This is a genomic window from Ruegeria sp. BHSC037 (genome assembly GCF_059613045.1).
The window spans coordinates 110034-125576 of sequence record NZ_JBXWRT010000013.1 but is presented as its reverse complement, the minus strand read 5'-3'; the positions used below and the strand labels follow the sequence as shown (position 1 = coordinate 125576).

Here is a 15543-nt window from a genome sequence, read left to right as displayed (position 1 = left end):
CAGGATGTGCTCGCGGGTCTGCGGCATCGGGCCGTCAGCTGCGTTCACAACCAGGATCGCGCCGTCCATCTGCGCCGCACCGGTGATCATGTTCTTGACGTAGTCGGCGTGACCGGGGCAGTCGACGTGCGCATAGTGGCGGTTGTCGGTCTCGTATTCCACGTGGGCGGTCGAGATGGTGATGCCGCGCGCCTTCTCTTCCGGCGCGCCGTCAATCTGGTCATACGCCTTGAAGTCGCCGAAATACTTGGTGATCGCTGCGGTCAGCGTCGTCTTGCCGTGGTCAACGTGGCCGATCGTGCCGATGTTGACGTGCGGTTTTGTACGCTCAAACTTTTCCTTTGCCATTCCTCAGGCGCCCTTTGCGGTTTGGGGGACCCTTGGTCCCGGTTTGCATCTGCGCGCGCGAGATATTGGGTTCACAACGGAAAATCAAGCACAACCATCAGGAAAACGGGCGTCAGGCCGGATTTTGTATGGCCTCGCCCGACTCAAGCGGCTGGATCAGCCCCGGCCGCGGGTCGAACCAACCGTTTTCTTTGTGTTCTTCGGCCAGCCATTCCTCGACCCGGTCGGCGATCTTGAGGGCCAACCCGCTCATCTGCTCTTCGCGGGTGCGGCTGTTGCCCGACCCCACGACCGCACTGTCACTGGTGGTGTCTTCCAGCACTTGGAATTGCTTGCCCTTGGCCAAGAACTGCTTATTGCCCACATCATAGACATTGACCAGGACGATGGCGGTGCTCTTGGGGTTGTAAATCACCGGGATGCCCGGCGGCGCCAGCATGTACCCTTCGAGGCTGATGCCGATATCATATTCCTGGGTGCCCTGATACCGGCCCAGCCGGATGTCCACTGCCTTCTGGATCGCATCCACCCATTCCTGCGGGGTCGCGTCCCGGCTCACCGGTCCTTGTACCGCCTTTTCCGCATAGGCATAGTTGACCCGCAGCTTGAAGGCGCCAAGGTCCTCGGGCGCCTCGTCAACCAACGTCTGGGTGCAGGCCCCGATCATGGCCAGTCCGGCGAAAAGTATCAGCAGTTTGCGCATGGGTTCCGTCTCGATAGGGCCTGTTTTTTCCTGATCTAGCGCACCGATGCGGCCTGTGCCAAGCCGTATCGGCAGTTTTCGCCTGCAGGCCGCAACCGCATCACGAGAACTTGTAGTCGCGCGGGAAGCCGTAGGGCGGCTTTTTCCCGACGCTGGCCCGCTTGGCCAGCCACGGCGACATGTCCGGCTCGTGCCGGGTCTTGTCGCCGCCCATCGACCATTTCAGACCCTCTTCCCAGTTGAAGGTGGTCAGGTCGGACAGGCCGCCATCCAGTTCCAGAGTGCCCTGCCGGCCCCGCGCCATGTTGTATTTCTGCAGACGCACGCCCTTGCCCCGCGTCATCTCGGGCAGTTCCGAGACTGGGAATACCAAGAACTTGCCGTTCTGCGACACCACGGCGACGTGGTCGCCCGCGACCGGTTTGCAGATCACCGCGCGCTCGTCATCCTTGACGTTCAACACCTGCTTGCCGTTGCGGGTCTGGGCCAGCACGTCATCCTCGGGCACGATGAATCCGTTGCCCGCATCCGAGGCCACCAGCAGCTTGCGCCCCGGCTTGTGGATCAGGATGTCGACGATCTGCGCCTCGTTGGGCAGATCGACCATCAGGCGCAGCGGCTCGCCCATGCCCCGCCCGCCGGGCAGGTTCGCGGCGCTGACCGTGTAGACCCGCCCGTTCGAGGCAAAGATCAGCAGCCGGTCGGTGGTTTCCGCGTGGAAGATGAAACGCGGCCCGTCGCCGTCCTTGAACTTCAGTTCGCGGTTCAAGTCGATATGGCCGGTCATCGCGCGGATCCAGCCCATCTGGGAACAGACCACCGTGATCGGTTCGCGGTCGATCATCGCCTCGAGCGGCACCTCTTCGACCGCGCCGGCCTCGGCAAAGCGGGTGCGGCGGGCACCGCCCTCGTAATCCTTGCCGAACTTCTTCTTGGTCTCCTTGATCTGCTCGGCGATCCGCGCCCATTGCAGGGACTCGTCGGCCAGCAGATCCTCGAGATCGGCGCGTTCCTCCATCAGCTTGTCGCGCTCGCGGATCAGCTCCATCTCTTCCAGACGGCGCAGGCTGCGCAGGCGCATGTTCAGGATCGCGTCGACCTGAACCTCGGTCAACTCGCCCTCGCCCGGCGCGGGCGAGACATAGTCGGCCTCGCTGGTGGCGCGGACATGGTCGATGCCCCAGTTCTCGCGCATCAGGGCGGCCTTGGGGTCGTCGTCATAGCGGATGATGTCGATCACCCGATCGAGGTTCAGGAAAGCGACGATGAAGCCCTCCAGCACCTCCAAACGGTGGTCGATCTTGGCCATCCGGTGACGCGAGCGGCGCAGCAGCACCTCTTGCCGGTGATCGAGGAAGGCGCGCAGCACCTCCTTCATCGAGCAGACCTTGGGCGTCACCCCGTCGATCAGCACGTTCATGTTCAGGCTGAACCGCAACTCGAGATCCGAGTTGCGGTAGAGCATGTTCATCAGCACCTCGGGGTCCACGTTTTTCGAACGCGGCTCGAGGATCAGGCGGATGTCGTCGGCGGATTCGTCGCGCACATCGCCCAGGATCGGGATCTTCTTGGTCTGGATCAGCTCGGCGAGCTTTTCGATCAGCTTGGATTTCTGGACCTGATACGGGATCTCGGTGACCACGATCTGCCACTGGCCGCGGCCCAGATCCTCGATCTCGTACTTGCAGCGCAGCCGGAACGAGCCGCGCCCGGTGCGATAGGCCTGGGCGATGTTCTCGGGCGGCTCGACGATCACGCCGCCGGTGGGGAAATCCGGCCCCGGCACATAGTTCAGCAGCGTGTCGTCACGTGCGTCGGGCGTCTTGATCAGATGCAGGCAGGCGTCGCACAGCTCGGCGATGTTGTGCGGCGGGATGTTCGTGGCCATGCCCACGGCGATCCCCGACGCGCCATTGGCCAGCAGGTTCGGGAAGGTCGCCGGCAGCACCACCGGTTCCTGCAGCGTGCCGTCGTAGTTGTCGCGAAAATCGACCGCATCCTCGTCGAGCCCCTCCAGCAACGCCTCGGCAACGATGGTCATCCGTGCCTCGGTATAGCGCGAGGCCGCCGGGTTGTCGCCGTCGATGTTGCCGAAATTGCCCTGCCCGTCCACCAGCGGGTAACGGACGTTGAAATCCTGCGCCAGGCGCGCCATCGCGTCATAGATCGCGGCGTCACCATGCGGGTGGTAGTTACCCATCACGTCGCCCGAGATCTTGGCCGACTTGCGGAACCCGCCCGAGGAACTGAGTCGCAACTCGCGCATCGCGTAGAGGATTCGCCGGTGAACCGGCTTCAATCCGTCGCGCGCATCGGGCAAGGCCCGGTGCATGATGGTGGAAAGCGCATAGGTCAGATAGCGCTCGCCAATTGCCCGGCGCAGCGGCTCCGCCACCTCGCCCCCCGCGTCGGGGGTCTCCATATTGGGGTCGTCGATCGTGTCGTTCATAGATGATGTGATACGATGACCGACGCCCTTGGTAAAGCAATCAGCGCATATTTTGCTGGGGACAAGTCCGGCTTTTTGCAACAGGGGGACCCAACCCCGCGATTTCCCCCGACTTTCGACTCGGGCGCGCGATTATGGTAGTATCTCAACCATTGAATGCTGCCGATTTCTTTGTTGATGCGATTGCCGGGAGATGCGCCATGACGCGCCTGATTGTTGTTACCTTCGCCGCCTTGGGCTGGGCCTTCTACGTGATGAGCGGAGGCCCCGATTTCGAGCCGCGCGGCACACGCGCTGCCACGCACAGTCTGGTTACCCAAGCCCGAACCGCTGACCGCTTGGTCGCCGCGAAGCCGAAGGAGCTTGTAACCCGCGCCGTTGCGCGCCCTGCAAAACCGGTCGAGCCAAGGCCCGAGCCGCTGCCCGTTGCGCAGACACCCGATGCAAGCGCCGTGTTGGCGCAGGTCGCCGCCGGAATGGGCGCGTCCCTTGCGGGCCTGGAAAGCCAGGGCCAGACCTTCTCGCTGGCATCGCTTGATGAGACCCCACCCCCGGCGCTGCGCGAGACGCCCGTCGGCCCCGAGGCCACACCAACCCAAGTGGCACCCGCACCCAAGGACATTCGCGAAGTGTCCGGCACACGAGTAAATATGCGCGACGGCCCGGGCACGATCTATCCGATCATCGGCAAGGCCCGGATGGGCCAGAAAGTCGAAGTGCTGAGCGACTCGGGCACCGGCTGGCTGCGCCTGCGCGTGTTGCCCGAGCAACAGGTCGGATGGATTTCCGCCTCATTGATCCGCAAAACCGCGAATTGACGCGATGCCGTCATTGCCCTGCCATGTTCCCCGCAATAGCTGTTGCTGACGGAAAGCCACGGGAGCGACATGCAGAAATCCATCCTCATTACCGGGTGCTCCTCGGGTATTGGGCTGGACGCGGCACACGGAATGCGTGCACGCGGCTGGCGCGTTTTTGCCGCGTGTCGGCAGCAGCGCGATTGCGACCGCCTGCGTGCCCAAGGCTTTGACAGCCCACGCATCGACTATACCGACACCGCCAGCATCACGGCTGGCCTTGCCGAGGTTTTGGAGGCCACGGGCGGCGCGCTGGATGCGCTGTTCAACAACGGAGCACATGGGCTTCCCGGCGCCGTCGAGGACGTACCGACCGAAGGCCTGCGCCATATCTTCGAAACCAATGTATTCGGCTGGCACGAACTGACGCGTCAGGTGATTCCCGTCATGCGTGCGCAGGGGCATGGCCGCATCGTCCAGAACTCGTCGGTTCTGGGGCTGGTCGCCTTTCCGTGGCGCGGTGCCTATGTGGCCACGAAATACGCCATCGAAGGCCTGACCGACACGCTGCGGCTGGAACTGCGCGACACCGGCATCAAGGTCATTCTGATCGAACCCGGCCCGGTCACCTCGAAGCTGCGCGAGAAGGCCATTCCGATCTTCGAACGGTTCATCGACTGGGAAAACTCGGCCATACGCGAGAAATACGAGGGCGCGCTGCTCAAACGGCTCTACGAGGACAGCGGCCCCGACCGGTTCGAGTTGCCCGCCTTGGCCGTAACGAACAAGCTGGCGCGCGCGCTCGAGGCGAAATCGCCCAAGGCGCGCTACTATGTCACGACACCCACTTACATTGCCGGCTATCTGCGGCGCGTGCTGCCGACCGGCGCCATCGACCGGATCCTGTCCCGCATCTGAGGCGAAATTACCCGTTCGCTTTTACCGCCTGTCCGGCTAGATGGTTCGGCAACGGAACAAAGGCGCGAATGAGGGCGAAATGGATATCTTGATGGGTGTGCTGCTTTTGGCGATGGCGGCGGTCGTCGTCGTGCTGGCGCTTGGTGTGGCCAATTTCGGCAAGGGCGGCATGGAGGCCGCCAAGAAAAGCAACAAGATGATGCGGCTGCGCATCCTGTTTCAATTCATTGCCGTGGTGCTGATCGTGCTCTACGTCTATTTGCGTGGACAGGGAGTGCAGTAGATGGTCGTTCTGAACAAGATTTATACCCGCACCGGGGACGATGGCAAAACCGCGCTGGGCAATGGCGAACGGGTTGCGAAATACTCGGGCCGCGTGGCGGCCTATGGCACTGTGGACGAGCTGAATGCCTTTGTCGGCGTGGCTCGCACCGAGGCCGAGGGCGAGGTCGATGCGGCGCTCGCCCGCATCCAGAACGATTTGTTCGACCTGGGCGCTGACCTGTGCCGCCCCGACATGGAAAAAGACGCCGAGGCCGATTACCCGCCCCTGCGGATCGCCCCGGCCCAGATCGACCGTCTGGAAACGGAAATTGACGCGATGAATGCCGACCTCGAACCGTTGCGCAGCTTCATCCTGCCGGGCGGATCAAAGCTGGCGGCGCATCTGCATGTTTGCCGCACCGTCTCGCGGCGCGCCGAGCGCCTGGCCGTCGAACTCACCAACATGGAGCCGGTGAACGAGGCCGCGGTGAAATACCTCAACCGCCTCAGCGACTGGTTCTTCGTGGCAGCCCGCTGCGCCAACAACGGCGGCCACGATGACGTCTTGTGGGTTCCGGGCGCGAACCGCTGAAAGCGCCACAACGTCGAGTGGACGGTGTGGCGACCGGAATAGCGAAGCGCCGGCCCGGAGGGCGGGCGCAAACCGCTGGAACCCTAGACTCTTGAATGCGTTTTCGCACCATCCGGCGCGGCAAAACCGCCCATCGGCCGGGTAACAATATTTCGTTCCTTCACGTCAAAAAGCGTGAAACGCGACGTCCCCACGACATGACGTGACGATTTTGCCCTGTCCCGACGCCCCGCAAGGCGCTATCTAGGCCGACGAGAGCATTGGTGGAGTCGCATTGCGGCTTGCCGTTTTTGTAAGGAGCGTACGCAAAAATGAAGGTACTTGTGCCTGTCAAGCGCGTGATCGACTACAACGTGAAAGTTCGCGTCAAGGCGGACGGCAGCGGTGTTGATCTCGCCAATGTCAAAATGTCGATGAACCCGTTCGACGAGATTGCCGTCGAAGAGGCGATCCGCCTGAAAGAAGCCGGCAAGGCCGACGAGGTTGTGGCCGTTTCGATCGGCGTCAAGCAGGCGCAGGAAACGCTGCGCACCGCGCTGGCGATGGGTGCAGACCGCGCCATTCTGGTGGTCGCCGCGGATGACGTCCACCAGGACATCGAACCGCTGGCCGTCGCCAAGATCCTGGCCAAGGTAGTCGAGGAAGAGCAGCCGGGCCTGGTGCTGTGCGGCAAGCAGGCGATCGACAACGACATGAACGCCACCGGCCAGATGCTGGCGGCACTGCTGGGCTGGAGCCAGGGCACCTTCGCGTCTGAGCTGGACATCGAAGGCGACACCGCCAAGGTCACGCGTGAAGTTGACGGCGGCCTGCAGACCATCAGCGTGAAGATGCCCGCCATCGTCACCGTCGACCTGCGCCTGAACGAGCCGCGCTATGCGTCGCTGCCGAATATCATGAAGGCTAAGAAAAAGCCGCTGGATGAAAAAACCGCCGCCGACTACGGCGTCGACGTCACGCCGCGCCTCGAAGTCGTCAAGACCGAAGAGCCGCCGGCACGCGCCGCTGGCATCATCGTGGGCTCGGTCGACGAGCTGGTCGGGAAACTCAAAGAAGCGGGGGCTGTGTAATGGCTGTACTTCTGCTTGCCGAAGTCAACAATGGCGAACTGGCTATGGACGCAACCGCCAAGGCGGTCACCGCTGCCAAGAAGCTGGGTGACGTGACCGTTCTGGCCGCGGGCGGCTCGGCCGCCGCTGCCGGCGAAGCCGCCGCCAAGATCGACGGCGTGTCCAAGGTCCTGGTCGCCGAAGACCCGTCGCTGGGCCACCGTCTGGCCGAATCGACCGCCGCGCTGATCGTCAGCCTGGCCGACGGCTATGAGCATATCGTGGCGCCGGCCACCACCGACGCCAAGAACGTCATGCCGCGCGTGGCCGCGCTGCTGGACGTGATGGTGATCTCGGACGCGTCGGGCGTGGTGGATGGCTCGACCTTCGAGCGCCCGATCTACGCGGGCAACGCGATCCAGACCGTCAAGTCGAACGATCCCAAGAAGGTCATCACCTTCCGCACCGCCAGCTTTGATGCGGCCGGCGAAGGCGGCTCGGCCCCGGTCGAGACCGTATCGGTCGGTGAAAACCCCGGCCTGTCGGAATGGGTCGAAGACAAGGTCGCCGAAAGCGACCGCCCCGAGCTGACCTCGGCCAAGGCCGTGGTGTCGGGCGGCCGCGGCGTCGGCTCGGAAGAAGACTTCAAACTGATCGAAGCCCTGGCCGACAAGCTGGGCGCGGCGGTTGGTGCCTCGCGTGCCGCAGTTGACTCGGGTTATGCCCCCAACGACTGGCAGGTGGGTCAGACCGGCAAGGTCGTGGCACCGGATCTGTACATCGCGGTTGGCATCTCGGGCGCGATCCAGCACCTGGCTGGCATGAAGGATTCGAAGATCATCGTCGCGATCAACAAGGACGAAGAGGCTCCGATCTTCCAGGTGGCCGATTACGGCCTGGTCGCCGACCTGTTCCAGGCCGTTCCGGAGCTTACCGAAAAGCTGGCCTGAAAAAGCCCGACTTCGAAACGATCAAGGCCCGCCGATTGGCGGGCCTTTCTCAGTCCAGATCCCGGATCGCGGACAGCAACCGCTCGGCAATGGCGCGATGCGTGGCCGGTCCGATCATGTACTCCGCCATCGGCTGCTGCATCGTGCCAAAAAGCATATCCTCGAGATCGTCAGACTCACCCGATGGGCGCACCTCCATCTCGATCTTCCCAGCACAGTGCCGCGCCAGTTCCGAGACCATTGAGGCGGAGACCTTCACCGTTTCCGGCAGGCTGAGGTGCTGCGCGTCGGGGCTGTGCACGATGTCCAACCACAACAGCACGACCGGCGGTTTTACCTGGGTCAGAAAATCGCTCAGCTTGGTCAGCCACCCCCGCCTCAGCGAGTCTGCCACCATTTCGAAGCGGGCATCCTGAAACTCGGCCAGTCGCAAAATCAGATGTCGGACGAAGTGGATTTCGGCGAAATCCACCTCGGGGTAGAGCGCGCGCAGATCCGCAGTCGCTTCAAGCACCCTGTCATTGCGCCGGACGTGCACCCTATAGAAAGGGTTGGTTTGGCCCAGAATCCCCGGCAGCTGCAAAACACATGTCTTGGCGTTGTTCATTAGGTCCAGCAGACAGGTGTCCAGCGTCAGCCCGTCGACTCCGCAAAACAGGCTGCCTAGGTTGATGCATGGCATGTCGAGCTTGTCGTCGAGGACAGACGGAAATGGGCGCGCAACGAAACGGCCAAAGGTTTCATCGGCGCCAACGCAGGCCAGATATGGTCGGTCCAGTTCCAGTTTTGGCCCGCGATACCATCGCTCCGAGCCTGCATAGCGGCACAGCGGCTCTTCGGCGCTCAGCGCGCCGGATTCGTGATAACTCATGTCATCCACCCATTTTCTTCACCCGGATGCCATTGTCGGGCCACAGGTACTAAGAAAATCTCAATGGTCGACTTTTACGCGAATTCTACAGGTCACTGCCCCTTGCCGCCCTGCCCGGACTGCCGATAAGGTCGCCCCTGAACCTCAACGCAAAAGGCAGCTCAGCATGGACGTGAAATCAGTCGGAGTGATCGGCGCTGGTCAGATGGGCAATGGAATCGCTCATGTCATGGCGTTGGCTGGGTATGACGTTCTGTTGAACGACATCAGCAAAGAGGCGCTGGATTCGGCGCTTGAAACGATCAGCGGCAACATGGCCCGGCAGGTTTCGCGTGGGAAAATCACCGAAGACGACATGCAGGCGGCACTGTCCAAGATCAAAACCACGCTGAACCTGCCCGACATCGGCAAAACCGACCTGGTGATCGAGGCCGCGACCGAGCGCGAGACGATCAAACAGGCCATATTTGAAGACCTGCAACCGCACCTTCTGCCGCACACAATTCTGACGTCGAACACCTCGTCGATTTCGATCACGCGGCTGGCCAGCCGGACAGACCGGCCGGAACGTTTCATGGGCTTCCATTTCATGAACCCGGTCCCGGTGATGCAACTGGTCGAGCTGATTCGGGGGATCGCCACCGACGAAGAGACCTTTGCCACCTGCAAGACGGTGGTGGACCGGTTGGGAAAGACCGCCGCCAGCGCCGAGGATTTTCCGGCCTTCATCGTAAACCGCATCCTGATGCCGATGATCAACGAGGCGGTTTATACGCTGTATGAAGGGGTCGGCAGCGTGCAGTCGATCGACCAGTCGATGAAACTGGGTGCCAACCATCCGATGGGGCCATTGGAACTGGCCGATTTCATCGGGCTGGACACCTGCCTGGCCATCATGAACGTTTTGCATGACGGGCTGGCAGACACCAAATACCGCCCATGCCCGTTGCTGACGAAATATGTCGAGGCAGGATGGTTGGGGCGCAAGACCGACCGCGGGTTCTATGACTATCGCGGCGAGGTGCCCGTTCCCACACGCTGACGGAACAAGGGGGCCAGCCCCCTCGCCCGGATTTCATCCGGGCTCACCCCCCCCGGGATATTTATTGCCAGATGAACTCGAGGGTCACGAAGTGCGCGATTGGCCGAGCGCCAAGGTGTGCTGGCGCAACCAGGCCATGAAGCCACGGGGGTCTCGTTCAAGCAGCTCCATGTCAGCATCGGAAATCGGCTCTCCGATTACCGGCGATTGCGGCTTGTTGCAGGAGCGGACGATTTCGTGCAGCAAGAGGCCCTGACGCAGAATCGGCGACAGTTTGTTGGCGATCTGGTACCAGCGGGAGTTGCTTCCCGGGAAGAAGATCGGCAGGATTCTGGCCCCGGACCGGCGGATCATCTTGGCGGTGAACACGTTCCATTCACGTTCCTGCGCAGGTCCGAACCAGGTGTCGGATGACATCACCACCCCCGACGGAAACAGGGCGACGACTCCCCCGTTCTTCAGATGTTCCATCGCCTTGGCGCGCATCTCGAGCATCTTGGGTTGGGCTTCAGGGTCATGCGGGAACGGCACCGGGATCATGAAGGAGGTCGCCGCCTCGTCGAGCCCGGTCAAGACTGAGCGGGTCAGGATACGATAGTCCTGGCGAACGCGACCGATAAGTTCTGCCAAGATCATGCCATCCACCATCCCGTGCGGGTGGTTGGCGACAACCACGACCGGACCTTCCTTGGGAATGCGCGCGATCTGGTCCTCGGGCGTGGTCAGGTCGATGCCCATGGTCCTGAGCGCGCCGCCCCAGAACTTCTGGCCACGGTAGTTCTCGTTCTGCTTTTCGAACTTGTTGACCATCCGCAGGATGGTGAGCTTGCCCGTGCACCACTCGATCGCCTTGATCGCGGTCGCGGTCCAGGGATCGTCGAAAGAATTTGCGTAGGTCAGCGTTCTGCGGTCGTAGACTTCGCCCTGTTGCGATGCCCCATCCGCAACCGGGCTTGTCTTGGTTTCGTGCGTGGTTTCCGCCAATTCCTGGTCTTCCCGTTCCTGTGTCGCGGTGCCGGGCTCAGTACCCTTCGCCGAACTTGTCGTTCACCAGGGCTTCCAGCGCATCCGCCAACGCCTCAGCATCCGGCCCGGACGTTTCGACGTCAATAGTGGTTCCGCGCGAGGCTGCCAACATCAAAAGCCCCATGATGCTGTCGCCCGAAGCGGACAAACCGTCCTTCGACACCTCGGCGCGGGCGTCAAAGCCTTCGACCACCTCGACCAGCTTGGCCGACGCGCGCGCGTGCAGCCCTTTTTCATTGATGATTTTCAAAGTTCTGGTGGCCATGTCCATTCGATCCGGTCTCAGTCCAGCGTCACATTTTGCGTATTGATGTACTTTCGTCCAGCCTCCATCGCCTGGCGAACGGCATCGCCTACGGGCAGGTGGCGGCTTTTGGCCAGCTTGATCAGCATCGGCAGGTTGGCTCCGTAGAGGATTCGCCGGTCCTGCGGCGCACAGGCCCGCAGGCTGAGATTCGAGGGACTGCCCCCGAACAGATCGGTCACGACGACCACGCCATCGCCGACATCCACCGCATCGGCAGCGCGGCAGATCTCGGCCTGTTTTTCCTCGCGGTCATGATCCGGCTCGATCGCGATCGCCACCAGCCCGGGTTGCCGGCCTACGACATGCTGCATGGCCGCCAGGTATTCCTGTGCCAATCCGCCATGCGCCACGATTACAATTCCGATCAATCCGGCCTCACATTCAACGATCGACGTTCCATTTCCCGGTGCCTAGTTGCCACCGGCTGGCCCCTGTCCGCAAGGGCCTTTGCAACGGCCTCGGCCACCGCGACCGACCGATGCTGCCCTCCGGTGCATCCGAAGGCGACCGACAGATGCGCCTTTCCTTCGGCCCGAAAGGCCGGCAGCAGAACCTGCAGCAGGTCGACGACCCGCTCGAAAAACGGAGCATAGTTCATGTCAGACTGTACATAGGCTGCCACGTCCGGATTTCGACCATCGGCCGAGCGAAGTTCGGGGCGCCAATAGGGGTTGGCCAGAAACCGGCAGTCGAACACCATATCGAGCCCCCGGGGCAGCCCCCGCTTGTATGAGAACGACTCGATCGAAACCGCAAGGTGTCGCCCCCCTTCCGGGGCGAACCAGCGTTCGACCTCTTCGCGCAGCTGATGGATGTTCAGCGTGCTGGTGTCGATCAGAGTATCCGCGACCTCTCGGATGGGGGCCAACAGCTCTTTTTCCTGTTGGATGCCGGTTTCGGGGCTGGCATCCGCCGCGACCGGGTGGCGTCGCCGGGTTTCCGAAAACCGCCGCAGCAGCACCTCGTCGCTGCAATCCAAGTACAGCGTGGTCAGATCCACCTGCGCCATACGACCCAGCTTGGCGACCAGTTCGATGAAGCCGATGGTCGAGAAATCACGGTTGCGCGCATCGATGCCCAACGCAAGGGGGCGGGTGGGGCCGGGCCCCTCCATCAACCGCATGAGCAGCCCCATGGGCAGGTTGTCGATGGCCTCATAGCCCAGGTCCTCGAGCACGTGGATGGCGGTCGAACGCCCGGCTCCGGAGGGGCCGGTCACCAGGACAACGCGGCGCTGCGTGTTCATTTGCTGGGCCATTGCGGGTCGACTCGTCCCATCTTCATCAGTTGCATCAAGGCTGCCGCCAGATTGGGCGTGTCGGCGGCCCGAAGCAAGGGCAAGGACTGCCCCAATAGAGGAAACCGCATCGGTTCGGGCAGGCGCTCGGGTTCGGGACGGTCCAGATCGACCAACCAGCGCACGGGCGTGGCCATGGCTACCTCGGCGCGCAGCAGCCCGATGCCGCGCGCCTCGATCAGGCCGCGTACCGGGTCAACCCCATCGGCCACCACGTCCTGCCCGTGCAGCCACAGGGCGATCCGGTCATCGCCGACCAGCCAGGCGCCATGGGCCATCATCTGCAAAGCCAGCGAGGATTTCCCTGCGCCCGAACGCCCTAGGATCAAAGCCCCGTGCCCGCCGACCGCGACGCACGAGCCATGCACGACCACCCTGCCTGCGACCGGGTCCTGCGGAAGATCTCCGACGCCCATGGGTCAGACGGGCAGGCCCACGACAAAGCGCGCGCCCAACGGATCCGATGTCGGGTCGGCGTCGGTCGGCCGGATGTTCTCGGCCCAGATTACGCCGCCATGGGCTTCGACGATTTGCTTGGAAATCGCCAGTCCCAGCCCCGAGTTGTTGCCGAAATGCTCGGGCGGGCGTTGCGAATAGAAACGCTTGAACACCTTTGTCAGCGCCTGATCGGGAATGCCTGGCCCGGTATCCTCGACCACGACCAACACCCGGTTTTCGCGCTGCCGCACCCAGACACGGATCGCGTCCCCCTTTTCGCAGAACGAAATGGCGTTGGTGATCAGGTTGACGAACACCTGGGCCAGACGCGCCTCGAGCCCGTTGACGATGATCGGCTTCGCCGGCAGATCGGTGATGTAGTCGATCCCCTTCGACCGGGCATCCTCACCCAGATATTGGCCAATGTTGCCCAGCAGCTTGAGCAGATCGAAGGGCTGCTCCTCTTCCTTGACCAGTTCGGCATCCAGACGCGAAGCGTTCGAAATGTCGCTGACCAGCCGGTCCAGCCGCCGCACGTCATGTTCAATCACGCCCAACAGTTTCTCGCGCTGGTCGTCGCGCTTGACCATCCGCAGGGTGCCGACGGCCGATTGCAGGCTGGCCAGCGGGTTCTTGATCTCGTGGGCGACGTCGGCCGCGAACTGCTCGTTGGCGTCGATGCGATTGTACAGCGCCGTCACCATGCCACGCAGAGCCCGACTCAGGCGCCCGATCTCGTCCGGGCGGGCGCTGAGGTCGGGCATGCGGATGCGCCCCGGATTGACACCCGTGCCCCGATCCTTGCCCATCTCGGCCGCCGCAGCCAGATCGGCCAGCGGGTTGGCGATGGTCGAAGCCAGAACAAGACTGAGGCCGATCGAAACCAGCAATGCGACGACGAACATCTGGAGGATGCGCTCCTGCTCCTTGCGGGCCAGCGCGTCGATCTCGCCGGGCGGACCGGTGATGGCAACGGCACCGATCGGATCCCCGGCCTGCAGGATCGGCGAAGCCGCGACGATCACCGTGTCGCCCATGACGTCGCTAACCGCCTGCACCTGCAACTGGCCGTTCAGTGCGCCAGGCACGATTTCCTGAACGCGCTGGGCCAGCGTCGGGGCCTGATCCTGCGCCGCACCGGTGAAGACCTTGTACAACCCGTTCCAAACCGCGTTCAGGGCGTCACTGATCAGAGTGCTGCCCGTGGGCGCATCGGCCTCGGTCGGGATCAGCCCCGGCACCCTGGCCACGGATGATTCGCCCCGCGTCCATCCGATCAGCGTACCTGTGTCATCATAGACGAATACCTCGCCGCCTTCGGGTATGCTGAGCAACGACAGCGTGTCCTTGATGTTCAAATCCGCCGTCGCCCGAGCGCCCTCGGTCCGCCGCAGTTGGGCTTCAAAGACATTCGACACCAACTTGGCGTCGCCGATCAGGTCGCGTGCCGTCTGCTGGACCCGCTCGGCCCGGGAGTCATCCAGATACAAAAGACCGGCGACGAGGGTCACCAGGGCGATCAGGTTGAACGTGATGATCTTGCGGGCCAGCGGCGAGTTGCGCAACGTGAACAGCGTCCGGCGCGAGCGACGCGCGCGCAATTCGGCCGATTCGGGGTCCTGTGGGATGACCCAGTCATCCCCCAATACGACGCCACCGTCGCGCATTTCGCTGCCCTGCTGGGTGTCCCTCACGAAACCCAATCACCTTTGCTAAAGCCAGTCCGGCTTATTCTTCGTTGTACCGGTATCCTATGCCATAAAGTGTCTCGATGGCCGAAAATTCTGGATCGGCCGCGCGCATTTTCTTGCGCAGACGCTTGATATGGCTGTCGATCGTGCGGTCGTCCACATAGACCTGATCGTCATAGGCCACATCCATCAGCTGATCGCGGCTTTTGACGAAACCTGGCCGCTGGGCCAAGGCTTGCAGCAACAGGAACTCGGTCACCGTCAGGGACACGTCCGTGCCTTTCCAGCTGACCGCGTGGCGCAACGGGTCCATCCGCAGGTGGCCTCGTTCCATGACCTTGGTCTCGCCGGGCGCCGACGCCGACGCATCGCCCGAGATCGCTTCCTGCCGGCGCAGCAAGGCGCGGATCCGTTCGACTAGAAGACGTTGCGAGAACGGCTTTTTCACATAGTCATCCGCCCCCATGCGCAGGCCCAGAACCTCGTCGATCTCGTCGTCCTTCGAGGTCAGGAAGATGACCGGCATCTGGGTTTTCTGACGCAGACGCTGTAACAGGTCCATGCCGTCCATCCGGGGCATCTTGATGTCCAGAACCGCCATGTCGGGCAGTTTCTTGTTGAACGCATCCAGGGCGGCCTGCCCGTCATTGTAGGTTTCGACCTCGAATCCCTCGGCCTCGAGCGTCATGGACACGGACGTAAGGATATTCCGATCGTCGTCCACCAGTGCAATCTTAGACATAGGGCTGCCCTCTACCTGCTCACTGAAGTTATCTTGTGCTTTTGTAGGGCATTCTTGGC

At 62.6% G+C, this 15543-nt stretch carries 18 protein-coding genes; 7 read left to right on the top strand and 11 right to left on the bottom strand.

The window, feature by feature from the left end; translation table 11 throughout:
• The 3 genes from AC2FMN_RS13910 to AC2FMN_RS13900 form a co-directional block, all read right to left on the bottom strand.
• Positions 1-348, bottom strand: a 348-nt coding sequence (locus tag AC2FMN_RS13910) for a GTP-binding protein (protein ID WP_209196706.1), incomplete at its 3' end; no start/stop codon positions are given.
• Positions 349-460: 112 nt separating this feature from the next.
• Positions 461-1051, bottom strand: coding sequence for a hypothetical protein (locus tag AC2FMN_RS13905; protein ID WP_496688836.1), 591 nt, complete (start codon positions 1049-1051; stop codon positions 461-463).
• Between the two features lie 100 nt (positions 1052-1151).
• Entirely contained in the window at positions 1152-3500 is a 2349-nt protein-coding gene (locus AC2FMN_RS13900) for a DNA topoisomerase IV subunit A (protein ID WP_496688834.1), read from the bottom strand.
• Positions 3501-3700: 200 nt separating this feature from the next.
• On the opposite strand from AC2FMN_RS13900, the gene AC2FMN_RS13895 reads away from it, so the two are divergent.
• The 6 genes from AC2FMN_RS13895 (at position 3701) to AC2FMN_RS13870 (ending at position 8070) form a co-directional block, all read left to right on the top strand.
• Entirely contained in the window at positions 3701-4318 is a 618-nt protein-coding gene (locus AC2FMN_RS13895; protein WP_496679236.1) for an SH3 domain-containing protein, read from the top strand.
• A gap of 69 nt (positions 4319-4387) precedes the next feature.
• Positions 4388-5215: an SDR family NAD(P)-dependent oxidoreductase gene (locus AC2FMN_RS13890; protein ID WP_496688833.1), complete on the top strand. Its 828-nt coding sequence runs from the start codon at positions 4388-4390 to the stop codon at positions 5213-5215.
• 79 nt (positions 5216-5294) lie between these two features.
• Positions 5295-5498, top strand: a complete 204-nt coding sequence (locus tag AC2FMN_RS13885; protein WP_040634599.1) for a twin transmembrane helix small protein — start codon at positions 5295-5297, stop codon at positions 5496-5498.
• On the top strand, positions 5499-6071 hold the full coding sequence (locus AC2FMN_RS13880) for a cob(I)yrinic acid a,c-diamide adenosyltransferase (protein WP_496688832.1): 573 nt from the start codon (positions 5499-5501) through the stop codon (positions 6069-6071).
• A gap of 311 nt (positions 6072-6382) precedes the next feature.
• Positions 6383-7141: an electron transfer flavoprotein subunit beta/FixA family protein gene (locus AC2FMN_RS13875; RefSeq protein WP_496679244.1), complete on the top strand. Its 759-nt coding sequence runs from the start codon at positions 6383-6385 to the stop codon at positions 7139-7141.
• Positions 7141-8070 (top strand): electron transfer flavoprotein subunit alpha/FixB family protein, encoded by a 930-nt coding sequence (locus AC2FMN_RS13870; RefSeq protein WP_496688831.1) that lies wholly within the window; start codon positions 7141-7143, stop codon positions 8068-8070. The genes AC2FMN_RS13875 and AC2FMN_RS13870 overlap by 1 nt, the downstream gene beginning before the upstream one ends.
• Positions 8071-8119: 49 nt before the next feature.
• Here AC2FMN_RS13870 and AC2FMN_RS13865 read toward each other — a convergent pair whose 3' ends face one another.
• A complete protein-coding gene (locus AC2FMN_RS13865) occupies positions 8120-8941 on the bottom strand; it encodes a DUF6473 family protein (protein ID WP_496688829.1) in 822 nt (273 codons plus the stop codon).
• 166 nt (positions 8942-9107) lie between these two features.
• On the opposite strand from AC2FMN_RS13865, the gene AC2FMN_RS13860 reads away from it, so the two are divergent.
• On the top strand, positions 9108-9983 hold the full coding sequence (locus AC2FMN_RS13860; RefSeq protein WP_496679247.1) for a 3-hydroxybutyryl-CoA dehydrogenase: 876 nt from the start codon (positions 9108-9110) through the stop codon (positions 9981-9983).
• An 84-nt stretch (positions 9984-10067) separates the two neighbouring features.
• Here the strand turns inward: AC2FMN_RS13860 and AC2FMN_RS13855 are convergent, their stop codons facing one another.
• The 7 genes from AC2FMN_RS13855 to AC2FMN_RS13825 form a co-directional block, all read right to left on the bottom strand.
• Positions 10068-10967 carry a lysophospholipid acyltransferase family protein gene (locus AC2FMN_RS13855; protein WP_496688827.1) on the bottom strand — a complete coding sequence of 300 codons (900 nt, stop codon included), beginning with the start codon at positions 10965-10967 and terminating at the stop codon, positions 10068-10070.
• Between the two features lie 37 nt (positions 10968-11004).
• Complete coding sequence (locus AC2FMN_RS13850) at positions 11005-11274, bottom strand: HPr family phosphocarrier protein (RefSeq protein ID WP_040634596.1); 270 nt, start codon at positions 11272-11274, stop codon at positions 11005-11007.
• 17 nt (positions 11275-11291) lie between these two features.
• On the bottom strand, positions 11292-11684 hold the full coding sequence (locus tag AC2FMN_RS13845) for a PTS sugar transporter subunit IIA (protein WP_496679251.1): 393 nt from the start codon (positions 11682-11684) through the stop codon (positions 11292-11294).
• Complete coding sequence (gene rapZ, locus AC2FMN_RS13840; protein ID WP_496688825.1) at positions 11681-12562, bottom strand: RNase adapter RapZ; 882 nt, start codon at positions 12560-12562, stop codon at positions 11681-11683. The genes AC2FMN_RS13845 and rapZ overlap by 4 nt, the downstream gene beginning before the upstream one ends.
• Positions 12559-13029: an HPr kinase/phosphorylase gene (locus AC2FMN_RS13835; RefSeq protein ID WP_496688823.1), complete on the bottom strand. Its 471-nt coding sequence runs from the start codon at positions 13027-13029 to the stop codon at positions 12559-12561. Before AC2FMN_RS13835 ends, rapZ begins: the two co-directional genes overlap by 4 nt.
• Before the next feature lie 3 nt (positions 13030-13032).
• Positions 13033-14718, bottom strand: a complete 1686-nt coding sequence (locus AC2FMN_RS13830; protein WP_496688838.1) for an ATP-binding protein — start codon at positions 14716-14718, stop codon at positions 13033-13035.
• Positions 14719-14779: 61 nt separating this feature from the next.
• Positions 14780-15484: a response regulator gene (locus AC2FMN_RS13825; RefSeq protein ID WP_496679258.1), complete on the bottom strand. Its 705-nt coding sequence runs from the start codon at positions 15482-15484 to the stop codon at positions 14780-14782.
• Positions 15485-15543: the final 59 nt, after the last annotated feature.

Coding starts and splice junctions, on each gene's coding strand:
- AC2FMN_RS13905 (WP_496688836.1), bottom strand. CDS start 1,051: ATGCGCAAACTGCTGATACTTTTCGCCGGACTGGCCATGATCGGGGCC.
- AC2FMN_RS13900 (WP_496688834.1), bottom strand. CDS start 3,500: ATGAACGACACGATCGACGACCCCAATATGGAGACCCCCGACGCGGGG.
- AC2FMN_RS13895 (WP_496679236.1), top strand. CDS start 3,701: ATGACGCGCCTGATTGTTGTTACCTTCGCCGCCTTGGGCTGGGCCTTC.
- AC2FMN_RS13890 (WP_496688833.1), top strand. CDS start 4,388: ATGCAGAAATCCATCCTCATTACCGGGTGCTCCTCGGGTATTGGGCTG.
- AC2FMN_RS13885 (WP_040634599.1), top strand. CDS start 5,295: ATGGATATCTTGATGGGTGTGCTGCTTTTGGCGATGGCGGCGGTCGTC.
- AC2FMN_RS13880 (WP_496688832.1), top strand. CDS start 5,499: ATGGTCGTTCTGAACAAGATTTATACCCGCACCGGGGACGATGGCAAA.
- AC2FMN_RS13875 (WP_496679244.1), top strand. CDS start 6,383: ATGAAGGTACTTGTGCCTGTCAAGCGCGTGATCGACTACAACGTGAAA.
- AC2FMN_RS13870 (WP_496688831.1), top strand. CDS start 7,141: ATGGCTGTACTTCTGCTTGCCGAAGTCAACAATGGCGAACTGGCTATG.
- AC2FMN_RS13865 (WP_496688829.1), bottom strand. CDS start 8,941: ATGAGTTATCACGAATCCGGCGCGCTGAGCGCCGAAGAGCCGCTGTGC.
- AC2FMN_RS13860 (WP_496679247.1), top strand. CDS start 9,108: ATGGACGTGAAATCAGTCGGAGTGATCGGCGCTGGTCAGATGGGCAAT.
- AC2FMN_RS13850 (WP_040634596.1), bottom strand. CDS start 11,274: ATGGCCACCAGAACTTTGAAAATCATCAATGAAAAAGGGCTGCACGCG.
- rapZ (WP_496688825.1), bottom strand. CDS start 12,562: ATGAACACGCAGCGCCGCGTTGTCCTGGTGACCGGCCCCTCCGGAGCC.
- AC2FMN_RS13835 (WP_496688823.1), bottom strand. CDS start 13,029: ATGGGCGTCGGAGATCTTCCGCAGGACCCGGTCGCAGGCAGGGTGGTC.
- AC2FMN_RS13830 (WP_496688838.1), bottom strand. CDS start 14,718: ATGCGCGACGGTGGCGTCGTATTGGGGGATGACTGGGTCATCCCACAG.
- AC2FMN_RS13825 (WP_496679258.1), bottom strand. CDS start 15,484: ATGTCTAAGATTGCACTGGTGGACGACGATCGGAATATCCTTACGTCC.